Origin of the sequence: Streptomyces sp. NPDC059875, assembly GCF_042731085.1 — a bacterium.
In the GTDB taxonomy this organism is placed as follows: Bacteria; Actinomycetota; Actinomycetes; order Streptomycetales; family Streptomycetaceae; genus Streptomyces.
The window spans coordinates 51887-74457 of the sequence record NZ_JBHWJZ010000012.1; the positions used below are offsets into that span (position 1 = coordinate 51887).

Consider the following 22571-nt stretch of genomic DNA (forward strand, 5'->3'; position numbering starts at 1 on the left):
GGCGCGCGGGGCACTAGGGTCGTGCGCTTTGGTGCCGTCGGCTCCGGCTCAGTGCCGCCGGCATGGTGCCGCCACGCGGACAGGAAGGAACCGGGCATGCTGCGGCTGTACGCGACGGTGGCCGCGGGTGGGTTCCGGCGCCATGCCACGTACCGGATGGCCACGATGGCGGGGGTGTTCACCAACACCGTCTTCGGCTTCATCCTGGCGTACACCTATATGGCCCTGTGGGACGAGCGTCCGCAGCTCGGCGGATACGACATGGCGGACGCGCTCGCCTACGTGTGGATCGGCCAGGGGCTGATCACGGTGTGCGGGCTGATGGGCGGCGGTTTCGAGGACGAGCTGATCGAACGGATCCGGACGGGTGACATCGCCGTCGACCTCTACCGGCCCGCGGACCTCCAGGCCTGGTGGTTCTCGGCCAACGCGGGCCGGTGCGCGTATCAGTTGCTCGGCCGCGGCGTGGTCCCGATGGCGATCGGGGCGCTGGTCTTCGATTTCCGGCTGCCGTCGCGTCCGTCGACCTGGCTCGCGTTCCTGCTCGCGATCGCGCTCGGCGCGACGGTGAGCTTCGCGATCTGGTACCTGGTCGCGATGAGCGCGTTCTGGCTGATGGACGGTCAGGGGGTGGTGCAGGTGGCGTGGCTGGGCGGGCTGTTCTTCTCCGGGATGCTGCTGCCGCTGAACGTCTTCCCGGGCGCTCTGGGCGAGGTGGCGCGGGTGCTGCCGTGGGCGTCGATGCTGCAGATCCCGGCGGATGTGTACCTGGAGAAGTACGAGGGGTGGGGGCTGCTCGGCGCGTACGCGTTCCAGCTCTGCTGGGCGGCGGTGCTGCTGGTGGCGGGGCGGCTGGCGCAGTCGCTGGCGACGCGGAAGGTGGTGGTGCAGGGTGGGTGACTCGACTGCGTTCGGGGACTCCTGGCGTACGTACCGGATGGTCGCGGGGATGTGGATCCGCTCGACGATGACGTACCGCACGTCCTTCGCGCTGACCCTTCTGACGAGTCTCACCGTCACGTTCTTCGACTTCGTCGTGATCCTGCTGATGTTCGGTCAGGTGGAGGGGCTCGGCGGCTACGCGTTCGCCGAGGTCGCGTTCCTGTACGGGACGACGAGTACGTCCTTCGGTCTCGCGGACCTGACGATGGGCTCGCTCCAGCGGATGGGCAAGCGGGTGCGGGACGGCTCGCTCGACATGTTCCTGATGCGGCCGGCGCCGGTGCTCGCGCAGGTGGCGGCGGACAAGTTCGCGCTGCGGCGGCTCGGCCGGGTGGCGCAGGGGCTGTTCGTGCTGGTCTGGGCGCTGCTGATCCTGGACGTGGAGTGGACGGTACTGAAGGTGCTGCTCCTGCCGGTGATGGTGGTGAGCGGTGCGCTGATCTTCTCGGCGGTGATGGTGGTGGGCGCGTCGGCCCTGTTCTGGGCGCAGGACGCGGCGGAGGTGACCAACTCGTTCACGTACGGCGGGAACACGCTGCTCCAGTACCCGCCGTCGATCTTCGCGCAGGATCTGGTGCGGGGTGTCGTGTACGTCGTGCCGCTGGCGTTCGTGAACTGGCTGCCGGCGCTGTACGTCCTGGGGCGCGAGGCGCCGGCGGTGCCGGGCTGGACGGCGTTCGGGTCGCCGCTGGTGGCGCTGGTGTGCTGCGTCCTCGCCGGGTGGGCGTGGCGGGCGGGACTTCGTTCGTACCGGAGCACAGGGAGCTGAGGATCGTATGACGTTCATCGAGCTGGAGGACGTGGAGAAGGTCTTCTCGGTACGCCGGAGGACGGGGCTCGTGCGCCGGGAGAAGCGTGAGGTGCGGGCGGTCGACGGGATCAGCTTCGGGGTCGCGCGGGGCGAGATGGTCGGCTACATCGGCCCGAACGGCGCGGGCAAGTCGACGACGATCAAGATGCTGACCGGGATCCTGACGCCGAGCGGGGGCCGGCTGCGGGTCGCGGGCATCGACCCTTCCCCAAGCTCTCGGCTTCGCTCGAGCAGGGGAGGCCCCAATCGGGAGCGGACGCGGCTCGCGCAGCGGATCGGGGTGGTGTTCGGGCAGCGGACGACGCTGTGGTGGGACCTGCCGCTGAAGGACTCGTACCGGCTGATGCACCGGATGTACCGCATCCCGGACGAGCGCTTCGCCGCCAATCTCGCCCGCTGCGTGGAGCTGCTCGAGCTGGGCGACCTGCTGGACGTCCCGGTGCGGCAGCTGTCGCTGGGTCAGCGGATGCGCGGAGACATCGCGGCGGCGCTGCTGCACGATCCGGACGTGCTGTATCTGGACGAGCCGACGATCGGTCTCGATGTCGTGTCGAAGGCGCGGGTACGGGAGTTCCTGCGCGAGCTCAACGCCTCGCGGGGGACGACCGTCCTGCTGACCACCCACGACCTGACGGACATCGAGCAGCTGTGCAAGCGGGTGATGGTGATCGACCACGGCCGGCTGATGTACGACGGGGAGCTGGCGGGCCTGCACGAGGCGGGTTCGAGCGACCGTCTCCTGGTGGTGGACCTCGAACGGGAATTGCCGCCGATCGAACTGCCGGGGGCGCGCTTCGTACGGTCGGAGGGGCCGCGGCAGGTCCTGGCGTTCCCCGCGTCCGCTTCGGCGGCCCCCTTGGTGGCGGCGGTCGCGGAGGCGTATCCCCTGGTGGACCTGTCGGTGCGGGAACCGGACATCGAGGCCGTGATCGCGAAGATGTACGGGGAACGGGAACTTGAGGTGCGCCCGGGAAGTCCCTGATGTAGGGAGGTGGGGTGATGAGCGACACGAGGAGACCCCCGTTGGTGGCGTTCTCGTACACGGCGGCGGACGCGGAGCGGCACCGCGGGGTGCGCCGTATGAAGGCCCTCGCCACGGGGTTGCTGGTGGTCGTCGCTGTCATCTACGCGCTGGCGACGTGGGCGGAGAACGCGGGATGGGGCGCCTGGGCCGGCTATGTGGCGGCCGCGGCGGAGGCCGGCATGGTCGGTGCGCTGGCGGACTGGTTCGCGGTGACGGCGCTGTTCCGGCGCCCGCTGGGCCTGCCGATCCCGCACACGGCGATCATCCCGACGAAGAAGGACCAGCTGGGGGCGACGCTGGGCTCGTTCGTCGGCGAGAACTTCCTGTCGGCGGATGTCGTACGGGGAAGGCTGCACGCGCTGGGTATCGCGGGCCGGCTGGGAGCCTGGCTGGCGGACCCGGCGCACGCGGACCGGGTGACGGGGGAGCTTTCCACCGCGTTGCGGGGCGCCCTGACGGTCCTGCGGGACTCGGACGTCCAGGCGGTCGTCGGCGAGGCGATCACCCGGCGGGCGGAGGCGGCGGAGATCGCGCCGGGGATCGGCAAGACCCTGGAGAAGGTCGTCGCCGACGGGGCGCACCACCGGGCCGTGGACCTGGTGTGCGCCCGCGCGCACGACTGGCTGGTGTTCCACGCGGACTCGGTGATGGACGCGGTCCAGGGCGGCGCGCCGGGCTGGACCCCGCGCTTCGTGGACCGCAAGGTGGGCGAGCGCGTCTACAAGGAGCTGCTGCGTTTCGTCACGGAGATGCGGGACATGCCGGAGCATCCGGCGCGCGGCGCGATCGACCGCTTCCTGACGGACTTCGCGGCCGACCTGCAGGCGGACACGGACACCCGGGCGCGGGTGGAGCGCATGAAGGCGGACCTGCTGGCGCGCCCGGAGGTCCAGGACATCATCGCCTCGGCCTGGGCGTCGGTCCGCGGCGTGATCATCGCGGCGGCGGAGGACGACCGCAGCCAACTGCGCCTGCGGGCGCGGGCCTCCCTGATCTCCCTGGGCGGCCGGCTGGTGACGGACGGCCGCCTGCAGTCGAAGGTCGAGGGCTGGGTGGAGGACGCGGCGTCGTACGTGGTCACGACGTACCGGAACGAGATCACGTCCCTGATCAGCGACACGGTGGCGGGCTGGGACGCCGACCAGACCTCGAAGAAGATCGAGGCGAACATCGGCCGGGACCTCCAGTTCATCCGCATCAACGGCACGGTGGTGGGCGCCTTGGCGGGGCTGCTGATCTATACGGTGAGCCACGCGCTGGGCGGGTGACGCCGGGTGGGTGCGGTCCGTTGGACGGGGCGCGCTGGGCGGGTCAGGGGGTAGGGGGCCCACCCGCCCAGCGCTCATGGGGAGGGCGCTGTGTAGTACGTAGGGGAGGTGCGGGGCGTTCAGTGGGGAACGCGGCGCTTTGCCTCGGGGGTCAGCCCTTGTTCCGGGTAACGGCCCACGAGGCACCGGCCATGGCCCCGGCGACCGCGAACACGGCGGGCCAGGCGCCGACCTTCTTCGCGAGCGGGTGCGACCCGGCGAACGCGGCGACGTAGGCGGCGCCGAGCCCGGCGGCAGCCTTCCCGCCCGCCACCTGCTGCCACTCCCGCGCCGCGAGCGCCCCGGCTCCGGCGAGCACGACACCCCCGAGCGGCCGCTTCTTGGTCCACCGGGCAACGGCGTAACCACCGACGAGCCCGGCGGCGGCTATTGCGGGGGCGGGGATGCGGGGCATGGGAACACCTTCCGTGGTGAGTTCTGATGAGCAGAGGGCCACTAAGTGATCAAATTTTGGCCAGCGGTGGCTGATTGATCGGGTATGTGTCCGAAGAGGCTCGCTCCCTTGGCAATATATCCGCATGGTTGCGTATCGAGCTAACTTTGGGCACGTCAATGACGTCCTTCCGGGCACGCATTTTGGCTCGCGTAAGGAGGTGAAAGCTGCCGGCCTCCATAAGGAAGAGCAGGCAGGCATCTCCTGGGGGCGGGACGCGGAAGGCCAACGTGTCGCTGACGCCATCGTCTTGAACAACGGATACGAAGACGATCACGATGACTGGGGTGAGATCCTCTATACGGGGGCGGGTGGACGCAACCCCAACAGTGGCCGCCAGGAAGCGGATCAGACCTGGGAGAACCCGGGAAACGATGGCCTGCGGCGCAGCCGGATCATGGGCCATGCGGTCCGTGTCATCAGGGGATTTGAGGGGGAACGTGACTTCTCGCCGGCCTCTGGATACCGCTACGACGGACTGTACCGAGTGGTGGAGGAGAGGGAAGAGAGAGGTAACGCCGGCTTTCTGATTCTCAGGTTCAGGCTGACTCGGTTGGTTGATGAGGATCAGGAGCTGACTCCTCTTGAGCGGCAGGTTGAGGACATCATCCAGGGGGAAGTTCCTCGCAGAACCGCGACTGTCGAACGCATCATCCGAGATACAGCAGTCGCTCGTAGGGTCAAGCAGTGGTACGGATACCGCTGCCAGGTGTGTCGCGTGGCGTTGCGGGTGGGAGCCGATGGAAGGAGCTACGCCGAAGGCGCTCATATACAGGCGCTCGGAACGGATGGCGGCCCGGACGTGGAGAGCAACGTTCTCTGCCTCTGCCCTAATTGTCACGTCCGCCTCGATCGCGGTGCCATCTACCTGACCGACGAACTGGACGTAGTGGACAGATTCCCGGAGGAGGGACGCTCGTTGGTGAGCCCGCTCTGGATCGTTGAGGAGCACCGCATTAAAGCGCGATTCGCCCGCGCTCATCGTAGGTTCTGGAAGATCATGGATGCTCAGCCGTAGCTGGAGCCGCCCATGGAGTCCCCCTATCCGTTTGCGCCCCGTGGCACTCCCCGTACGTCCTCCCCGACCCGCACCAGCACGCCGCGCCCCGCGCCGGTGGCCACGCCGCGGCGCGGCCGCGGGCTGCCAGGGTGGTGGCGTATTGGGGGAGGAGGTCCGCGTTGGCAGGGGAAGAGGATTCCGAGGCGGCGAAGGCCTCGTAGGACGGGACCGTCGCCGGGACGATGCCGAGGTTGGGGGTGCCTGCTGCGGCGAGTTCGCGGAGGGAGGCTTCGATGTCGGTGAGGTGGGCGCGGTACGTGGGGTACTCGGATTCGAGTTCCGGGTACGAGGTCAGGAGCTCGTCGAGTTCCGCTTCCGGCCAGTGGAGGACCGCCACCGGGAAGGGGCGGGAGAGGGCCGTGCGGTAGGAGCCCAGTTCGCTGCGGAGGCGGGTGATCTCGGCCTGGAGTTCCGCCGGGTCCGAGGAGCCCAGGGCCCACAGGCGCTTCGGGTCGTGGAGTTCGTCCAGGGGGACCTCCGCCGTGTGGAGGGTGTCCGCCAGGGTGTCCCAGGTGTCGTGGGGGAGCGCCAGCATGCGGCGGATTCGGTGGCGGGTGACGAGGAGGGACTGGGTGGGGTGGGGGAGGTCCGTCGGGGATGCCTCCGGTGCCAGCAGGTGTGCCGCTTCCGTCGCCACCGTTTCCGACAGTTCCAGTTCGTCGTGGGATTCGAGTGTCTCCGCGATGATCTCCCACGGGGACGCTTCCGCCGGGCTTGCCGTACGGACGCCCTCGATGATCGCCCTCGCCTCCGCCTCGTGGCCGTACTCCCACAGGTTCGAGGCCTTCAGCGCCCTGATCAGGTGCACGTTCTCCGGAGACGACGAAAGCAGGGTGTCGTACAGCGCCGTCGCCGCCGCGCGGTCGCCCGCCAGTTCCAGATGGGCCGCTGCCTGCAGGAACAGGGGCTCCTGGTCCTCCGGGTACCGCTCGGCGGTGCGCAGCAGGCGCTCGGCTTCGGTGGCGTGGTCGGCAGGCGTGTCGGGGCGCATGTCGACACCGTACTGCTGTACGGCCCTGGAGAGTTGGCGCGTCAGCGCTTATCGTGCCCCGCGTGCGGGACAGGGTGCCGGTCGTCCACCAGACACGCGGGGTGCGGAGCACGCCCGCCCGCGTGCTGTGGGTCGGCGCCGAGGCCGTCGTCACCTGCGGGGTTGTCCTGCTCCTCCTCGTCGTGCACCAGCTCTGGTGGACCAACCAGCAGGCCCGCGCGCAGGCCACCCAGCAGGTCCGCGCCCTCGAGCGGGAGTGGGAGGGATCACCATCGGTGTCGGGCTCGGTGACGCCGTCGGTGTCGCCCACGGCCGGCGACGCACCGCCGGTCGGCGTGGAGCCCTCCGCCGCACCCGACGCCCCCGACCGGTCGACGCCCTCGTCCGGCGTCACCGACACGCCCCGCCTCTCCTCCGCCTACGCCATCATCCGCATCCCCCGCATCGGCCTCACCGCCCCCGTCGCCCGTGGGATCGGTAAGCGGTCCGTGCTCGACCGGGGGTACGTGGGGCAGTATCCGGGCACCGCCTCGCCGGGCCGGACCGGCAACTTCGCCCTCGCCGGGCACCGCAACACCCACGGCGAGCCCTTCCGGTACATCAACCGCCTTCGGAAGGGGGACCGGATCGAGATACAGACCCGCGAGCGCCGGTACACGTACGTCGTCGATCAAGTGCTGGCCCAGACCGCTCCCCGCGACACCGGCGTCATCCAGCCCGTACCCCGCTCCCTCGTCAAGCCCTCCTACGGGTACTCCGACCCCGGCTCCTACCTCACCCTGACGACGTGCACCCCCGAGTTCAGTTCCGCCTACCGGCTCGTCGTGTGGGCGAAACTGCTCCGGTGACCACCGCCCCCACCAGCCCAAGACCCGCCGACACGAGCAGCGCCGTGTCCGCGCCCGCCGTGGAGAGCGCGATCGTCAGCGCCACGCCCGCCGACGAACCGATGTAGCGGGCCGTGTTGTTCGCCCCCGAGCCCATCGCCGCGCGCTCAGGCGGTACGGAGTCGACGGCCAGGCGCGGCAGTGCGGCGTTCAGCAGCCCGCTGCCCATGCCCGAGACGAGCAGGCCCGGGAGGAGGCGGAGCCAGGTGCCACCGTCCAGGGAGCCCAGAAGGGCGAGCACGCCGGCCGTCGACAGCAGGAAGCCCAGCGCCAGTTGGCGCGGCGCGGACAGTCGCCCCGCCAGCCTGCGGGCCTGCAACGCCGCCACGAACGCCGTGCCCGCCCACAGCACGAACATCCACGCCGCCCCGAGCGGCGACATGCCGAGACCGAGCTGGAGCAGGGCCGGAAGGTAGCTGAACAGGCCGATCACCGCGAGGCCGGTGAACAGCGCCCCGGCCGTGGCCGCGAGGAACGCCGGCCGGCGGAAGAGGGCCAGGTCGATGAGTGGGGTACGGCTCCGGTGTTCGACGGCCGTGAACACCGCCGTGAGCGCTGTGGCCGCGAGCAGCAACAGCGCCACCGGTGCGCGCAGCCAGCCGTCCCGGCCCAGGGTGAGCGCCGTGAGCAGGGCCGCGAGGGCCAGGCCGAGGGCGAGCGCGCCGGCGATGTCGGGCCGGCCGCCGCGCGGCGCGCGGGACTCGGTGAGGGTACGGGTGCCGATGGCGGCGACCACGAGCGCGGCCACCGCGAGCACCTCGTACGCGAGGCGCCAGTCGATCAGGCTCAGTCCGCCCGCGAGCAGGGGGCCGAGCGCGATGCCGGCGGTCACGAACGCGCCCCACACCCCGGTCGCCCGCACCCGGTCCGTACCGGAAGGGAAGGCGTGCGCGAGCAGCCCCAGGCTGGCGGCGAGCACGGCCGCGCTCGCCGCGCCCTGGGCGACGCGGGCGAGGGTGAAGGTGAGCGTGGAGGTCGCGAACGCCCCGAGCCCGGTGGTGAGTCCGAGAGCGAGGGTGCCGAGCAGGAAGACCCGGCGCCGGCCGTGGTCGTCGGCGAGGCTGCCGGCGACCAGGAGAACGACGGCGAGGCCGAGCGGGGTGCCGTTGAGCAGCCACGCCTGCGCCGAGGCGGGGGTGGCGAAGGACGCGGCCATGTCCGGGAGGGTGAGCATCGGGGCCGTGTAGTTCATCAGCGCCACCGTGGTGGCGGCGCTGGTGACGGCCAGGGTCGCCCTCGGGCGTAAGCCCGAAGGGGCCGGAGCGGTGGTGGCGGACGCGAGCTGGGGCATGGCGGAACCTCTGCGAGTCGTCTCTCGGCGTGAGTCGGTTCAGTGATTGAATCCTGGGAGAGTAGGTTCGGTCAATGAACCCATCCGCTGTACGCTCGGCTCCATGGCCCTCGGAAAGGACTATGCGGCGCAGCGGTGCTCCATCGCCCGCGCCCTCGAAGTCGTCGGGGAACGCTGGACCCTGCTCCTCGTCCGCGACGCCTTCTACGGCGTCCGCCGCTACAGCGACTTCCTCGTCCATCTCGGCCTGCCCCGCGCGGTCCTCGCCGCCCGCCTCCAGGCCCTCGTCGACGCGGGCGTCCTCGACAGGCGCCGCTACCAGGAGGCGCCGCCGCGCGAGGAGTACGTCCTGACCGACCGGGGGCTCGCCCTCTGGCCCGTCCTGCACTCGCTCGGACTCTGGGGGCGCGAGGAGGAGCCCGGCGCCCCGGTCCTGCGCCACTTCCACCACGCCGCCTGCGGTACCGAACTCGGCCCGTACGGCGAATGTCCCGCCTGCCGCATCCCCGTACCGCCCGCCGAGGTCGAGATGCGGCCGGGCGCAGGGCTCGATCCGGACCCCGCGGATCGGGACGCCGACGATCCGGACCCCGCCGATCCGGCCGCCGACGATCCGGACCCCGCCGATTCGGCAGCCGACCATCCCGGCCCCGCCGATCCGGACGCCCTCGATCCGGTCAGTCGGGCCCTGCTCCGGCCCCGACGGCTCCTCGTCCCGCTCGAGCCAGAACGCGCAGCCGAACGCACAGTCGAACACGCAGCTGAACGCGCAGCTGAACGCGCCTCCGATCGTGTATAACGGCTGAGAGGTGCCGAAACGAGCGAACGGGGAGGGTGGCGACGTGATCAGGAATCTTCTCCTGCGCGTGCTCGCTCCCCTCTTCTTCCTGCTCGCCCTCGCCGATCTCCTCCTCTCCGACGGTTCGAGCCTCTCCGCCGCCGTCGCCCTCGCCGCGACCACCGTCGTCTGCGCCCTGCTCGGCGCCCCCGCGGCCCCGCCCGTGGCGCCCACCCGGGTACGCACCGCACTGCGCGACCGCGAGCGGCGCACCGCCTTCCTGCCGCAGCGCGATCCCGACGCCTCCGGTCGCCGCAGGCCCCGGGCACCCGGCCGTCCCCTCCCGACGGCCGCGTAGGACCCCAAGCAAGACCCTTCGCGGATCCGTCATGCCGAGACGTCCTTCTTCCGGCACGACGAGACCCTTCGGAGGGCTCCCATGTCCGTTTTCGCTTCCCTGGTCGAGCAGCTCGCCGACCTGCTCCGGCCGCTCTTCGCCACCACCGCGACCGCCGCCGCGATCGTCCTGTTCACGATGCTCGTCCGGCTCGCGATCCACCCCCTCTCGCGGGCCGCTGCCCGAGGGCAGAAGGCCCGTACCCGCATCGCCCCGCAGCTCGCCGAGCTGCGCGCCAAGCACGCCAAGGACCCCGAGCGGCTCAAGAAGGCGGTCATGGAGCTGCACGCGAAGGAGAAGGTCTCACCCTTCGCGGGCTGTCTGCCGAGCCTCCTCCAGGCCCCGGCGTTCCTCCTCATGTACCACCTGTTCTCCGGCGACCGCATGGCCGGGCACGCCCTTTTCGCCGCCCCGCTCGGCGACCACTGGGCCGATGCCCTCTCCCACGGCGGCACCTTCGGCCCGGCCGGCCAGGTCTACCTCGTGCTCTTCGCGATCGTCGCCGCCGTGGCGACGTTCAACTACCGCCGTACGAAGCGGCAGCTCGCCGCGCAGCCCCTGGACACCGGACTCCCGGCGACGCCGGGCGCCGAGACGATCAACAAGGTGATGCCGCTGCTCTCCTTCGCCACCTTGATCACCGTCGCCGTCGTCCCGCTCGCCGCCGCGCTCTACGTCGTCACCACCACCACGTGGACCGTCCTCGAGCGGGCCCTCCTCTTCCGGGAGCAGTCGCCGGCGGAGGCTCTTGCTACTGGGGCGTAAGGGTCCAGTCCGTGAACGGGGTCTTGCTGAGTGGTCGAAACTCTTGGAGGATCGACCAACCCTCCGATATCTCCGATGGCCGCACTCCATCGGCCGGGGCACAACTGGGCCCGCCCCCGGGGCCCACCTCGACCACAGGGAGAAGACCATGAAGCTGCTGCGAGTAGGTCCGGCGGGTGCCGAGCGTCCCGCCCTGCTCGACCAGGAAGGGACGCTGCGCGACCTGTCGGCCCTGGTCGACGACGTCGACGGCAGCCTGCTCGCCGACGCCTCCGCGCTCGACCGGATCCGTGCCGCCCTCGCGGCCGGCGTGCTGCCCGCGCTCGACGCGACCGGGATGCGGATCGGCCCGCCGGTCGGCCGGATCGGCAAGGTCGTGTGCATCGGGCTGAACTACCACGGGCACGCGGCCGAGACCGGCGCCGCGACCCCGGCCGAGCCGGTCGTCTTCCTCAAGTCCGCCGACACGGTCGTCGGCCCCGACGACACCGTGCTCGTACCGCGCCGCAGCACCAAGACGGACTGGGAGGTCGAGCTGGCGATCGTCATCGGCCGCACCGCCCGCTACCTGGAGACGGACGAGCAGGCCCTCGCCCACGTCGCCGGTTACGCGGTCGCCCACGACGTCTCGGAGCGCGAGTTCCAGATCGAGCGCGGCGGCACCTGGGACAAGGGCAAGAACTGCGAGACGTTCAACCCGCTCGGCCCGTGGCTGGTCACCGCCGACGAGGTGCCGGACCCGCAGGCCCTGTCGCTCAAGCTCTGGGTCAACGGCGAGCTGAAGCAGGACGGCCACACCTCGGACCAGATCTTCCCGGTCGCCGAGGTCGTGCGGTACGTCAGCCAGTTCATGACCCTGTACCCCGGCGACATCATCAACACGGGTACGCCCGCGGGCGTCGCGATGGGGCAGCCGGAGCCAAAGCCGTACCTGCGCGCCGGTGACGTGGTGGAGCTGGAGATCGACGGGCTCGGCCGCCAGCGCCAGGAGCTCAAGGACGCGTAGCGGCCGTACTCGGCGGGCGGGGTCTCAACCGCTGAAGTCCTCGAGCAGTCGGCCCAGCGCCTCGACCACCATCGCGTGGTCCTCGGCCTGCGGCAGCCCCGACACGGTGACCGAGCCGATCACCCCCGCGCCCTCGACCGCGACCGGGAACGAACCGCCATGGGCGGCGTACCGGTCGGGGTCGAGGCGCGAGGACTGCTCGAACGTCGTGCCCTTGGCCCGGAAGCGGGCGCCGACGAGGAACGAGCTCTCGCCGTACCGCTCGACGACCCGCCGCTTGCGGTCGATCCAGGCGTCGTTGTCCGCGCTTGACCCCGGCAGCGCGCAATGGAAGAGCTGCTGCGCGCCGCGCCGGATGTCGATCGCGACGGGCGCGCGGCGCTCGCGCGCCAGGCCGACGAGAAGCTGCCCGAGCGCCCAGGCGTCGTCGTACGTGAAGTGGGGGAGGACCAGGTTCCGCTCCTGGGCCTCCAGTTCGGGGATCTCCGGGGCGCTCACAGCGTCACCGTGATTCCCTCGCGGGCGGAACGCTTCGCCGCCTCCAGGACGTCCAGGGCGGCGGCGGCCTCGTGGGCGGTGACCGGGTTCTCGCCGGTTCCGCGCAGGGCGGCCGCGATGGCCGCGTAGTACGCCGGGTAGTCGCCCGGCAGCGTCTCGACCGGCGTGCCGCCGCCCGTCAGGGGGGACTCCCCGGCGCCGAGGGTTCCCCACAGCGACTCCGGCTCCACGCCCCACGGCGTTCCGGGCGTCGGGAGCAGGCCCTCGCGCAGGGCGGCCTCCTGGGGATCGAGGCCGTACTTCACGAAGCCGGCGCCCGAGCCCAGGACGCGGAAGCGCGGGCCGAGCTGGGCGGTCGTGGCGCTCACGTACAGGTGGGAGCGGACACCGTTCGCGTGCGTGATCGCGAAGAACGTGTCGTCGTCGGCCTCGGCGCCGGGGCGGCGGACGTCCGACTCCGCGTACACCCGCACGGCCGGCCCGAAGAGGACGAGGGCCTGGTCGACGACATGGCTGCCGAGGTCGAACAGCAGCCCGCCGATCTCCTCCGGCGCTCCGGACTCGCGCCAGCCGCCCTTGAGCTGCGGGCGCCAGCGCTCGAAGCGCGACTCGAAGCGCTGCACGTCACCGAGCGCGCCGTCCGCGAGGAGTGCGCGCAGGGTGAGGAAGTCGTTGTCCCAGCGGCGGTTCTGGAAGACCGAGAGCAGCAGACCCCGCTCCTCGGCGAGCGCGGCCAGGGCGCGCGCCTCGGCGGCGGTGCCGGCGACCGGCTTGTCCACGACGACCGGAAGCCCGGCCTCGAGCGCGGCGGTGGCGATCGGGACGTGCGTCTTGTTGGGCGAGGCGACCACGATCAGATCGAGCTCGTCCGCCCGGGCCCACAGCTCCTCGGGGGAGTCCGCGACCCGTACGCCGGGGTGCGCGGCGCGGGCCTGTGCCTGGCGCTCCGGGTTGCCGGTCGTGACCGTGTCGAGGACGAGTCCCTCGGTGGCCGCGATCAGCGGGGCGTGGAAGACGGAGCCCGCGAGGCCGTAGCCGACGAGTCCGACGCGGAGGGGGGCGGTGTCGGTGCCAGTCATGCCTCCCACTTAAGCAACGGTGTTGCCAAAGTGCAAGCGCGGGGGACAATGGCGTGGTGAACAGGAGTGTCAGGAGTGCGAGGAGCCTTACGGGCGTCAACCTGCCGGCGCTGCGCAGCCACAACGCCGCGTTGGTGCTCGATCTGCTGCGCACGGCGGGGGAGGTCGGGATCAGCCGCCTGGAGCTGGCGGAACGGACCGGACTCACCCCGCAGGCGGTCAGCAAGATCACGGCACGGCTGCGGGCGGAGGGCCTGGTACGGGAGGCGGGCCACCGCGCCTCGACCGGCGGCAAACCCCGTACCGTCCTGCGGCTGGTCTCCTCGGCGGCGTACGGAGTGGGCGTGCACCTGGACCGCGACGAGCTGACGGCCGTCCTGGTGGACCTCGCGGGGGTACGGGTGGCCCTGCGCCGCGCCCCGCTCGACCTGGGCGCGGGCGCGGACGCGGTGTTCGGGGTGGTGGAGCGGGAGGTGGGGGCGCTACGGAACGTCCCTGCGGTACGGGAGGTCCGGGCGGTACGGGAGGGCCGGACGCTCTTGGAGACCGGTGCCCCGGGGGCCAGTGAGGCAGGTGGGGCCGGTGAGGTCAGTGAGGCCGGTGGGTCCCACGCGGCCCGCGAGACGCCCGAGGCCCGCGGGGCGGGTGAGACCCTCGAAATCCCCGAGGCCCCCGCGCCCCCCGAACCCCCCGCCCCCGCCGTGCTCGGCGTCGGGGTCGCCATGCCCGGGCCGCTCGATCACCTCACCGGCACCCCCGGGCGGGTCACCGGGTACCCGGAGTGGGAAGGGGTCCCCCTGCGCGACCAGCTCGCGCGGCGGCTGGGGCTGCCGGTCGAGCTCGACAAGGACACCAACGCCGCCGCCCTCGGGCTCGCCCTCCGCGCCCCGGTCGCCGACTCGTTCGCGTACGTCCACCTCGGTACGGGGCTCGGCTCCGGTCTCGTCCTCGGCGGCGCCCTCCACCGCGGGGAGCGAACCGGGGCGGGGGAGTTCGGGCACCAGACCGTGCAGCTCGACGGGCCGCCGTGCGACTGCGGCGGGCGCGGCTGCCTGGAGGTCCTGTGCCTGGCGGCCGTGGCCCGCGGCGACCTCCCCGAGGCGGCCCGGATCCTCGGCACCGGTGCCGCGAACCTCGTACGGCTCCTGGACATCGACCGCGTCGTCCTCGGCGGCCGGGTCGTCACCGCGGCGCCCGAGGTCTTCGCGGACGGCGTCGGCGCGGTCCTCGCCGGGGCGGGTCTGGGCACCCCGGTCTCGGGCACCGCCACCCCGCACGCCGTCGCCGAGGGCGCGGCGCAGCTGATCCTCGCGCCGATCTTCGGAAAATAGGCTGATCGGGCGGAGCTCGCGGGCCGTCCGGGGGGCACGCGCCGCGTCGCTCCCCGGCCCCGCCGTGCGCGCGTGGCAGCGTCGCGGCCGTCCCGTACGCCCGCGAGCAGCAAAGGCCGCCCATGCGACTGCGCAACGCCCTCGCCCTCGGCGTGACCGCGGCGACGACCGGAGCCGCCGTCCTCGCGCTCGCCGTCGCCCCGTCCTCCGCGGACCCCGCCCCGAGCCCCGGATCCGCGGCCGGATCCGCGGCCGGATCCGGCGCCGACCCCGGTGCGGGGCCCCGGTCCGGAGCCGACCCCGGATCCGGGACCGACGCCGGAACCGAGCGTCTGGACAAACCCCCCACCTGCGGCAAGGCCACCGACCCCGACTTCCCCCTCGACACCCGGATCCACGGTGGCCCCGGCTCCTTCGTCCCCGGCAGCGGCTTCCAGGCCTTCAAGGTCGACCTCACCAACACCACCGCCGAGCCCTGCCACAGCATCCACCCGGTCCTGGCCCTCGCCGACCGGGACCGGGTCCTCCGGCCCGCCCAGATCCGGCTCGACTTCTACGACTCCGAGGCGCGCCTCTGGCGGCCGGTCCGGTTCGAGGAGACGGAGGAGGACGAGAACATCGGGGTGTTCACCGGGTTCCCCGGCTTCGCCGTCCCCGCGGGCCGCACGGTCACGGTCGGCGTCCGCCTCGCCTTCCGCGCGGACACCGCCCCCAACGAGGTCGTCGCCAACGCGGCGATCGTGCAGCGTCAGGGAGATGACGGCGACTGGGTCGGCGAGTCCGACGACTACCGCCTGACCATCGCGCCGGAGGGCGACGACGCCACGGACGGCGGTACGGACCCGGCCCCCGTCCCGTCGACGGGCGACAACGGCCTCCCGCCCGTGTCCGCCCGCCCCGAAATCGCCGATACGGGTGGGAAGTCGGTCGTCGCGCCGGCGGCGGTCACAGCCGGGCTGCTCCTCGCCGGGGCGGTGTTCGTGACGGCGACTCGCCGTACGCTGCGGCGCAAGTAGCACCGACCCTCGCGGCGTGCGCCCGTGTCCGGGCGGCGAGGAACGATCCCCCGCCCACCCCACCCCCCCTTCCCGAAACCCTGCCGGGGCCTTCGGGGGCGGGGGGGGCGAGCGCGACCCGCCCCCGCCTCACCCCATCCCCCGCCTCACCCCATCCCGCGCCCCCGCGTCCCGCGCCCCGCGGCCCCGCCGCGCAACGCTCCGTACACCCTCCCGTTCACTCCCATCTGCGAGCATCCACCAGTGGACTACCCGAACGACCAGGCACCTGGCGCACCCATCCGCTCCGGCATCCCCGAGCACGGCCGCATCCCCAAGTACTACGCGGTGAAGGCCAAAGTCGCCTCGCTGATAGACGAGTTGGGCGAAGGCGGGCTCCTGCCCACCGAGCGGGATCTCGCCCTCCGTTACGAGGTCTCCCGGGAGACCGTCCGACAGGCCCTGCGCGAGCTGTTGCTGGAGGGGCGGCTGCGCCGCCAGGGGCGAGGTACCGTCGTCGCCGGGCCGAAGCTGGAGCAGCCGCTCTCGCTCGCCAGCTACACCGAAGGCGTACGCCGACAGGGCCGCCGCCCCGGCCGTACGCTCATCTCCCTCGACCGCTTCCCCTGCCCCGAGGCCCTCGCGTCCGAGATCGGCGTCCAACGCGGCGAGCCCGTCTGGCACATGGAGCGTGTGCTGCTCGCCGACGACGAGCGGGTCGGCCTGGAGAGCACCTACGTCTCCGAGGCCCGTGCCCCGCGCCTCGACACCGACTTCGACCCCGACTCCTCCTTCTACGCCTACCTCCGGGAGAAGCTCGGCATCGCGTTCGGCGACGCCGACGAGCGCATCGAGACCGTCCTCGCCACCCCTCGCGAGGCCCTGCTCATCGGCACCCCGCCCGCGCTCCCGATGCTGCTGATCCACCGGATCTCCCGGGACACCGCCGGCCGGCCCCTAGAACGCGTCCGCACGCTCTACCGCGGCGACCGCTTCAGCTTCACCGCGCACCTGGGCCGCCAGGACTGACCGACCCCACGCCTGTCGTCGTCGACGGCGGCGATCGGCCGCCATTGATAACAGAAAGGTAACGGGTCTAGGCCAACCTTGTCGCCCCGTTCACCGTCCCGTTGCCATCCGGATCGTTCCGGGCCACCAACCCCCAGGACCGTGAACGGCATGAAGGTGATCGTCGTAGGAGCCGGCGTGGTGGGAACCATGCACGCCTGGCACGCAGTGGAACGCGGCCACGAGGTCGTACACATCGAGCGCGAGGCCGAGGCGCGCGGGGCCTCGCTCCGCAACTTCGGCCAGATATGGGTGAGCGGCCGCGCGGGCGGAGAGGAGCTGGACACCGCGCTGCGCGCCCGCGAACTCTGGGAGGGCGTCGGCGCCCGCGTCCCCGGACTCGGCTTCCGGGCGATCGGCTCGCTCACCCCGGTGCGCAACGACCTGGAGCTGGCCGTCGCCGAGGCCGCCCTCGCCCGGCCGGACGCCGCCGCCCGCGGTTACAAGCTGCTGACCGCCGGCGAGGCGCGCCAGATCAACCCCGCCCTGCGCGGTGAGTTCGAGGCCGCGCTGTTCTGTGAGCGGGACGCCGCGGTCGAGCCGCGTGTCGCCCAACTCGCCCTGCGCGAGGCCCTCCTGGCCACCGGGAAGTACACCTTCCTGCCGAACCGCGAGGTCCGCGACGTCTCCGGCGCCGAGGGGATGCGGAACGCCGCCGTGCGCGACGACCGCGGCGAGGTCCACACCGGCGACGCCGTCGTCCTGTGCACCGGCGCCGCGCTCAGCGGCCTCGTCCGCGAGATCGCCGGCGACATCCCGGTCCGCCGCGTCCGGCTGCAGATGATGCAGACCGACCCGCTCGGCGAGCCGCTCACCACCTCCGTCGCCGACGCCGACTCCTTCCGCTACTACCCGGCGTACAAGTCCGACGCCCTGGACGCCCTCAACGCGGCCCAGGCGCAGGACCCGACCGCCGCGGCGCACAAGATGCAGCTCCTGATGGTGCAGCGCCTCGACGGCGGACTGACCATCGGCGACACCCACGAGTACGAGCACCCCTTCGCCTTCGACACGCTCGAAGACCCCTATGAGCACCTCACCCGCGTCGTGGAGTCCTTCCTCGGCCGCCCGCTGCCGAAGATCCGGCGCCGCTGGGCGGGCGTGTACGCGCAGTGCACCGACACCAGCCGGGTCGTGCACCGCCAGAAGGTCCGCGAAGGCGTGTGGCTGGTGACCGGACCGGGTGGGCGCGGCATGACCTGCTCGCCCGCCATCGCCGAGACGACCGCGAACGAACTGGGCTGGTGATCCCGATGACCCCGATGAACCTCGTCGTACTGGACATGGCCGGCACCACCGTCGCCGACGGCGGCCTCGTCGAGCGGGCGTTCAGCGCCGCCGCCGAGCGCCTCGGCGAAGACCCGGCCACGATGATCGACTACGTCCGCGCCACCATGGGCGAGTCCAAGATCTCCGTCTTCCGCCACCTCTTCGGCGGCGACGAGACCCGCGCCCAGCAGGCCAACCTCGCGTTCGAGGAGGCGTACGGAGAGCTGGTCGCCGGCGGCCTGATCGCGCCGATCCCCGGCGCGGCCGAGGCGATCGCCGAACTGAAGGCCCGGGGCAGGACGGTCGTCCTGACCACCGGGTTCGCCCGGGTCACGCAGGACGCGATCCTCGACGCGCTCGGCTGGCGTGACCTGGTCGAGCTGACCCTCTGCCCGGCGGACGCCGGCGGCCGCGGGCGCCCGTACCCGGACATGGTCCTCGCGGCCTTCCTCCGTACCGGAGCCGTGGACGACGTGGCGCAGCTCGTGGTCGCGGGCGACACCTCGTACGACATGCTCAGCGGCGTCCGGTCCGGCGCCGGGATCGTCGCGGGCGTCCTGACGGGCGCGCACGACGAGGCGGCGCTCAAGGAGCACGGAGCCACGCACGTCCTCGCCTCGGTCGCGGAGCTGCCGGGGGCGATAGCGCGGGCGGAGGCGGACCGGTGACGGCGCCCGACGCGGCCGGCGCCCCGCGACGCAGCGGTATCCGCTTCGACGGCGTCACCGTCACGTACGGGAGCAACACCGTCCTCGACTCGCTCGACCTGACCGTCGAGCCCGGCGAGGTCATGGCCCTGCTCGGGCCCTCCGGCTCCGGCAAGACCACCGCCCTGCGCGCCGTCGCCGGGTTCGTGCAGCCGGCCTCCGGGCGGGTGTTCATCGGCGACCGCGACGTCACCGGCCTCCCGCCGTACCGGCGGGGGATCGGGATGGTCGTCCAGCAGTACGCCCTCTTCCCGCACATGCGGGTCGAGGACAACGTGGCCTTCGGTCTGAAGGCACAGAAGGTGCCGAAGGGCGAGATACCCGGGCGGGTCGCCGCGGCGCTGGAGATGACCGGGATGGCGGCGTACGCCAAGCGCTACCCGCGCGAGCTGTCCGGCGGACAGCAGCAGCGCGTAGCGATCGCGCGGGCGCTGGCCATCCGGCCGAACGTGCTGCTGCTCGACGAGCCGCTGTCCGCGCTCGACGCGCAGCTGCGCTCCGGAATGCTGGCCGAACTGGCGCGGCTGCACCGGGAGTTGCCGGACGTCTCGATCCTGTACGTCACCCACGACCAGGTCGAGGCGCTGACCCTCGCAGACCGGATCGCCGTCATGGACAAGGCCCGGCTCCAGGACTGCGGCACGCCGCAGGACCTGTACCGGCGTCCGCGTACGGAGTTCACGGCGTCGTTCGTCGGCAACGCGAACCTGCTGACGGTGACGGTGGGGGTGGACGGGGTTTCCTTCGGGGGCGTCGCGCTCAAGGTCCCGGTCGCCGACGCGGCCCCGGGCTCCTCCGCCACCCTGTGCGTGCGCCCGCACCTCGTGGGCCTGGGGGAGGGCCCGAACGCCCTGCGCGGTCGTATCGCGGAGGTGCAGTGGCGGGGGTCGACGCATCGGCTGTACGTCGATGTCGACGGGCACCGCGTGAAGGCGGACGTCCGCGAGCTGCGGGAGACGCCGGCTCTTGGTGACGAGGTGGTCCTGCACTTCGCCCCGGAGGACGGGGTGCTGCTGGGGGCCGGGGTGTCCGATGGGTGACCCCAAAGGGCCGGTCATGACAGCTGAACGGGGCCGTGGCGTTGTGCCCACCCTCCCCCAGACTTCGTCCGGGGGGACCCCCACCGCCCCTGCGGAACGTATGCCCACAACGGTCTTGTGGGCCCTGCCCCCCGTCGCCGTCCTGGCTCTCGTCTTTCTCTATCCCCTCGCCCTCGTCGTCCAGGAGTCCCTCGCCCCCGGTGCCTATGCCGACGTCTTCTCGTCCGAGGCGTTCCAGGAGGCGCTCGTCACCACCGTGTGGCTGGCCGTCGGGGCGACCGTCGGGTGTCTGGTGCTCGGGTTCGTGCTGGCGCTCGTCATCGCGTTCGTGCCGTTCCCCGGCGGGAAGGCGGTGTCGAAGTTCATCGACGTCTTCCTCTCCTTCCCGTCCTTCCTGATCACCCTCGCGCTGCTCTTCCTCTACGGCACGGTCGGTATCGGCAACGGCCTGTGGACGGACCTCACGGGTGCCGAAACAGGGCCCTTCCAGTTCCTGACCACCCCGTGGGGTGTCCTCCTCGCCGAGATCACGTACTTCACGCCGTTCGTGATGCGCCCCCTCCTCGCCGCGTTCTCGCAGATGGAGACCGCGCAGCTGGAGGTCGCCTCCTCCCTCGGCGCGAAGCCGCTGCGCATCATCCGGCAGGTGATCCTGCCCGAAGCGCTGCCCGCGCTCGCCGCCGGCGGAAGTCTCGTCCTGGTCATGTGCCTCAACGAGTTCGGGATCGTCCTCTTCACCGGCGCCAAGGGCGTCACGACCCTCCCGATGCTCGTCTACGGCAAGGCCATCCTCGAGTCCGACTACGCCGCCGCCTGTGTCGTCGCCGTCGTCAACGTCGTGATCTCCGTCGGCCTCTACGGCCTCTACCGGGTGGTGAGTCGTCGTGTTGGTGCATAGCCGTACGGGCAAGTGGACGGCCTGGACCCTCTTCGCGGTCCTCTTCGTGCCGCTCTTCGCCCTCCCCCTCCTGGTGATCCTCGCCGCCTCGTTCTCCACGAACTGGTCCGGGGCCTTCCCCTCCGGGCCGACCGCGGAGCACTACACGGCCGCCGTACGCGGTGAGTCCCTCCAGGCGCTGACCACCAGCCTGGTCACCGCGGTCACCGCGAGCCTGCTCGCGCTGACCATCGGCACGTGGGCGGCGCTCGTCGCCAACTCCCTGCGTGCGAAAGGCAGAAGGCTTCTCGACGCGCTGTTCATGCTGCCGGTCGCCGTGCCCTCGGTCGTCGTCGGCCTCGCCGTCCTGGTGGCCTTCTCGCAGCCGCCCGTGCTCCTGAACGGCACGCGCTGGATCGTGATCCTCGCGCACACCATTCTTGTCACGGCGTTTGCCCATCAGTCGGTTTCGGCGGCCATCCTCCGTCTCGACCCGATGTACGAGCAGGCGGCGGCCAGTCTCGGCGCCCGTCCCGCGTACGTCCTGCTCCGGGTGAAGCTGCCGCTCCTGCTGCCGTCGCTCAACGCGGCCGCCGGGCTCTGCTTCGCCCTGTCCATGGGCGAGCTGAGCGCCACGATGATGCTCTACCCGCCGGACTGGCTGCCGCTCCCGGTGCTGATCTTCACGGCCACCGACCGCGGCTCCCTCTTCACCGGCTCGGCGCTCGCCGTGGTCCTCATGGCCGCGACCCTGCTCGTCCTGCTCGCCGTCTCCCGTATCCGCACCAAAGCGTCCTACCGCTAAGTCCCCCAGGAGAGAACGACGTTATGCGTACCTCGTCCAAGCTCGTCAAGCCGATCGCCGCCGCTGTCGGCAGCCTCGCCCTCGCCGCCTCCCTCACCGCCTGCGGCGGTTCCTCCGCCGCCTCCGACGAGAAGGTCGTCACGGTCTACAGCGCCGACGGTCTCAAGGGGGAGAAGGGCGACGGCTGGTACGACAAGGTCTTCGCCGACTTCGAGAAGGAGACCGGCATCAAGGTCAAGTACGTCGAGGGCGGTTCCGGCGAGATGGTGCAGCGCGCCGTCCGCGAGAAGAACAACACGCAGGCCGATGTCATCGTGACCCTGCCGCCCTTCATCCAGCAGGCAGACTCCAAGGGTCTGCTCGAGGCGTACACCCCGAAGGGCGCCGAGCAGGTCGACGGCGCGAACAAGGCCGCGGACGGCAAGTGGACCTCCGTCGTCAACAACTACTTCGGCTTCATCTACAACAAGCAGCAGCTGAAGGAGGCCCCCACGACCTGGGAGGAGCTTCTCGACGCGAAGTACAAGAACAAGCTGCAGTACTCCACCCCCGGTGTCGCGGGTGACGGCACGGCCGTCGTCATCAAGGCGATGAACGACTTCGGCGGCCAGGAGCCGGCGATGGAGTACCTGAAGAAGCTCCAGGCCAACAACGTCGGCCCGTCCTCCTCCACCTCCAAGCTCGCGCCGAAGGTCGACAAGGGCGAGATCCTCGTCGCCAACGGCGACGTCCAGATGAACTTCGCCCAGTCCAAGTCCATGCCGAACCTCGGCATCTGGTTCCCGGCCAAGGACGGCGGCAAGCCGACCACCTTCGCCCTGCCGTACGCCGCCGGCCTGGTGAACAAGGCCCCGCACACCGAGAACGGCAAGAAGCTGCTCGACTTCATGCTCGGCGAGCAGGCCCAGCGCGAGGTCAGCGCGGTCGGCGGCGGCTTCCCGGCCCGCAAGGACGTCAAGGCGACCGACGCCAACGCGATCGAGCTCGCCCGGCTGATCGAGGGCGTCGAGATCTTCGAGCCCGACTGGGCCGACATCGACAAGAACCTGACCACGTACGTCGACGCGTGGAAGGCGGCCACCGGAAGCTGACACCGGAAGCCAACCACCGGCTGCCAAGAGTTCACCGTACGGCTCTGGTGTCCCTCCGCATGTAGCGGAAAGATAACGGGTACGGACCAACGCCCCCG

The 22571-nt window shown here is 71.5% G+C and carries 23 protein-coding genes and 1 pseudogene; 19 read left to right on the plus strand and 5 right to left on the minus strand.

Translation table 11 applies throughout. From position 1 onward, the window contains the following. Positions 1 to 99: 99 nt before the first annotated feature. The 4 genes from ACFV9D_RS16910 to ACFV9D_RS16925 are packed head-to-tail and all read left to right on the plus strand — an operon-like array spanning position 100 to position 4045. A complete protein-coding gene (locus ACFV9D_RS16910) occupies positions 100 to 900 on the plus strand; it encodes an ABC transporter permease (protein ID WP_385146394.1) in 801 nt (266 codons plus the stop codon). 37 nt (positions 901 to 937) lie between these two features. After that, positions 938 to 1711: an ABC transporter permease gene (locus tag ACFV9D_RS16915; RefSeq protein WP_385146396.1), complete on the plus strand. Its 774-nt coding sequence runs from the start codon at positions 938 to 940 to the stop codon at positions 1709 to 1711. A 7-nt stretch (positions 1712 to 1718) separates the two neighbouring features. After that, positions 1719 to 2735: an ATP-binding cassette domain-containing protein gene (locus ACFV9D_RS16920; RefSeq protein WP_385146140.1), complete on the plus strand. Its 1017-nt coding sequence runs from the start codon at positions 1719 to 1721 to the stop codon at positions 2733 to 2735. A gap of 17 nt (positions 2736 to 2752) precedes the next feature. After that, positions 2753 to 4045, plus strand: a complete 1293-nt coding sequence (locus ACFV9D_RS16925) for a DUF445 domain-containing protein (protein ID WP_385146142.1) — start codon at positions 2753 to 2755, stop codon at positions 4043 to 4045. 151 nt (positions 4046 to 4196) lie between these two features. On the opposite strand, the gene ACFV9D_RS16930 is transcribed toward ACFV9D_RS16925, so the two are convergent. Continuing rightward, on the minus strand, positions 4197 to 4499 hold the full coding sequence (locus tag ACFV9D_RS16930) for a hypothetical protein (protein ID WP_385146144.1): 303 nt from the start codon (positions 4497 to 4499) through the stop codon (positions 4197 to 4199). A gap of 124 nt (positions 4500 to 4623) precedes the next feature. On the opposite strand from ACFV9D_RS16930, the gene ACFV9D_RS16935 reads away from it, so the two are divergent. Then, positions 4624 to 5556, plus strand: coding sequence for a YDG/SRA domain-containing protein (locus ACFV9D_RS16935; RefSeq protein WP_385146146.1), 933 nt, complete (start codon positions 4624 to 4626; stop codon positions 5554 to 5556). Here the strand turns inward: ACFV9D_RS16935 and ACFV9D_RS16940 are convergent. Then, positions 5537 to 6589: an SEC-C metal-binding domain-containing protein gene (locus tag ACFV9D_RS16940; RefSeq protein WP_385146148.1), complete on the minus strand. Its 1053-nt coding sequence runs from the start codon at positions 6587 to 6589 to the stop codon at positions 5537 to 5539. The two genes, ACFV9D_RS16935 and ACFV9D_RS16940, sit on opposite strands and share 20 nt — an antisense overlap. A 62-nt stretch (positions 6590 to 6651) precedes the next feature. Here ACFV9D_RS16940 and ACFV9D_RS16945 point away from each other — a divergent pair, with 62 nt between their 5' ends. Beyond that, positions 6652 to 7437 (plus strand): class E sortase, encoded by a 786-nt coding sequence (locus ACFV9D_RS16945; protein ID WP_385146150.1) that lies wholly within the window; start codon positions 6652 to 6654, stop codon positions 7435 to 7437. Here ACFV9D_RS16945 and ACFV9D_RS16950 read toward each other — a convergent pair. Continuing rightward, on the minus strand, positions 7391 to 8767 hold the full coding sequence (locus ACFV9D_RS16950; RefSeq protein ID WP_385146152.1) for an MFS transporter: 1377 nt from the start codon (positions 8765 to 8767) through the stop codon (positions 7391 to 7393). The genes ACFV9D_RS16945 and ACFV9D_RS16950 overlap by 47 nt on opposite strands. 103 nt (positions 8768 to 8870) lie before the next feature. Between ACFV9D_RS16950 and ACFV9D_RS16955 the strand changes: the two are divergent. The 4 genes and pseudogenes from ACFV9D_RS16955 to ACFV9D_RS16970 all read left to right on the plus strand — a co-directional run. Then, positions 8871 to 9332: pseudogene (locus ACFV9D_RS16955) on the plus strand (winged helix-turn-helix transcriptional regulator); the annotation flags it as partial. A gap of 277 nt (positions 9333 to 9609) precedes the next feature. Further along, a complete protein-coding gene (locus tag ACFV9D_RS16960; RefSeq protein ID WP_385146154.1) occupies positions 9610 to 9903 on the plus strand; it encodes a DUF6412 domain-containing protein in 294 nt (97 codons plus the stop codon). 81 nt (positions 9904 to 9984) lie between these two features. Beyond that, the gene (locus ACFV9D_RS16965; protein WP_385146156.1) at positions 9985 to 10707 is read left to right on the plus strand and encodes a YidC/Oxa1 family membrane protein insertase; all 723 of its coding nucleotides are present in this window, start codon (positions 9985 to 9987) and stop codon (positions 10705 to 10707) included. A 148-nt stretch (positions 10708 to 10855) separates the two neighbouring features. After that, a complete protein-coding gene (locus ACFV9D_RS16970) occupies positions 10856 to 11713 on the plus strand; it encodes a fumarylacetoacetate hydrolase family protein (RefSeq protein WP_385146158.1) in 858 nt (285 codons plus the stop codon). A 24-nt stretch (positions 11714 to 11737) separates the two neighbouring features. On the opposite strand, the gene ACFV9D_RS16975 is transcribed toward ACFV9D_RS16970, so the two are convergent. After that, positions 11738 to 12211: a heme-degrading domain-containing protein gene (locus tag ACFV9D_RS16975; RefSeq protein WP_385146160.1), complete on the minus strand. Its 474-nt coding sequence runs from the start codon at positions 12209 to 12211 to the stop codon at positions 11738 to 11740. Beyond that, the gene (locus ACFV9D_RS16980) at positions 12208 to 13290 is read right to left on the minus strand and encodes a Gfo/Idh/MocA family oxidoreductase (RefSeq protein ID WP_385146162.1); all 1083 of its coding nucleotides are present in this window, start codon (positions 13288 to 13290) and stop codon (positions 12208 to 12210) included. Before ACFV9D_RS16980 ends, ACFV9D_RS16975 begins: the two co-directional genes overlap by 4 nt. 53 nt (positions 13291 to 13343) lie before the next feature. Here ACFV9D_RS16980 and ACFV9D_RS16985 point away from each other — a divergent pair, with 53 nt between their 5' ends. From ACFV9D_RS16985 to ACFV9D_RS17025, 9 genes are all read left to right on the plus strand, one after another. Continuing rightward, positions 13344 to 14621: an ROK family protein gene (locus ACFV9D_RS16985; protein WP_385146164.1), complete on the plus strand. Its 1278-nt coding sequence runs from the start codon at positions 13344 to 13346 to the stop codon at positions 14619 to 14621. A 122-nt stretch (positions 14622 to 14743) separates the two neighbouring features. Next, complete coding sequence (locus ACFV9D_RS16990; RefSeq protein WP_385146166.1) at positions 14744 to 15637, plus strand: hypothetical protein; 894 nt, start codon at positions 14744 to 14746, stop codon at positions 15635 to 15637. Positions 15638 to 15880: 243 nt separating this feature from the next. Next, positions 15881 to 16645: a GntR family transcriptional regulator gene (locus ACFV9D_RS16995; RefSeq protein ID WP_385146168.1), complete on the plus strand. Its 765-nt coding sequence runs from the start codon at positions 15881 to 15883 to the stop codon at positions 16643 to 16645. Positions 16646 to 16795: 150 nt separating this feature from the next. Further along, positions 16796 to 17932, plus strand: coding sequence for a TIGR03364 family FAD-dependent oxidoreductase (locus ACFV9D_RS17000; RefSeq protein ID WP_385146170.1), 1137 nt, complete (start codon positions 16796 to 16798; stop codon positions 17930 to 17932). Positions 17933 to 17937: 5 nt separating this feature from the next. Continuing rightward, positions 17938 to 18621, plus strand: coding sequence for a phosphonatase-like hydrolase (locus ACFV9D_RS17005; protein ID WP_385146172.1), 684 nt, complete (start codon positions 17938 to 17940; stop codon positions 18619 to 18621). Next, complete coding sequence (locus ACFV9D_RS17010; RefSeq protein WP_385146174.1) at positions 18618 to 19700, plus strand: ABC transporter ATP-binding protein; 1083 nt, start codon at positions 18618 to 18620, stop codon at positions 19698 to 19700. Before ACFV9D_RS17005 ends, ACFV9D_RS17010 begins: the two co-directional genes overlap by 4 nt. Before the next feature lie 16 nt (positions 19701 to 19716). Continuing rightward, positions 19717 to 20598: a 2-aminoethylphosphonate ABC transporter permease subunit gene (locus ACFV9D_RS17015; protein ID WP_385146175.1), complete on the plus strand. Its 882-nt coding sequence runs from the start codon at positions 19717 to 19719 to the stop codon at positions 20596 to 20598. Beyond that, on the plus strand, positions 20585 to 21382 hold the full coding sequence (locus ACFV9D_RS17020) for an ABC transporter permease (protein WP_385146177.1): 798 nt from the start codon (positions 20585 to 20587) through the stop codon (positions 21380 to 21382). Before ACFV9D_RS17015 ends, ACFV9D_RS17020 begins: the two co-directional genes overlap by 14 nt. A gap of 23 nt (positions 21383 to 21405) precedes the next feature. Further along, positions 21406 to 22473: a 2-aminoethylphosphonate ABC transporter substrate-binding protein gene (locus tag ACFV9D_RS17025; protein WP_385146179.1), complete on the plus strand. Its 1068-nt coding sequence runs from the start codon at positions 21406 to 21408 to the stop codon at positions 22471 to 22473. Positions 22474 to 22571: the final 98 nt, after the last annotated feature.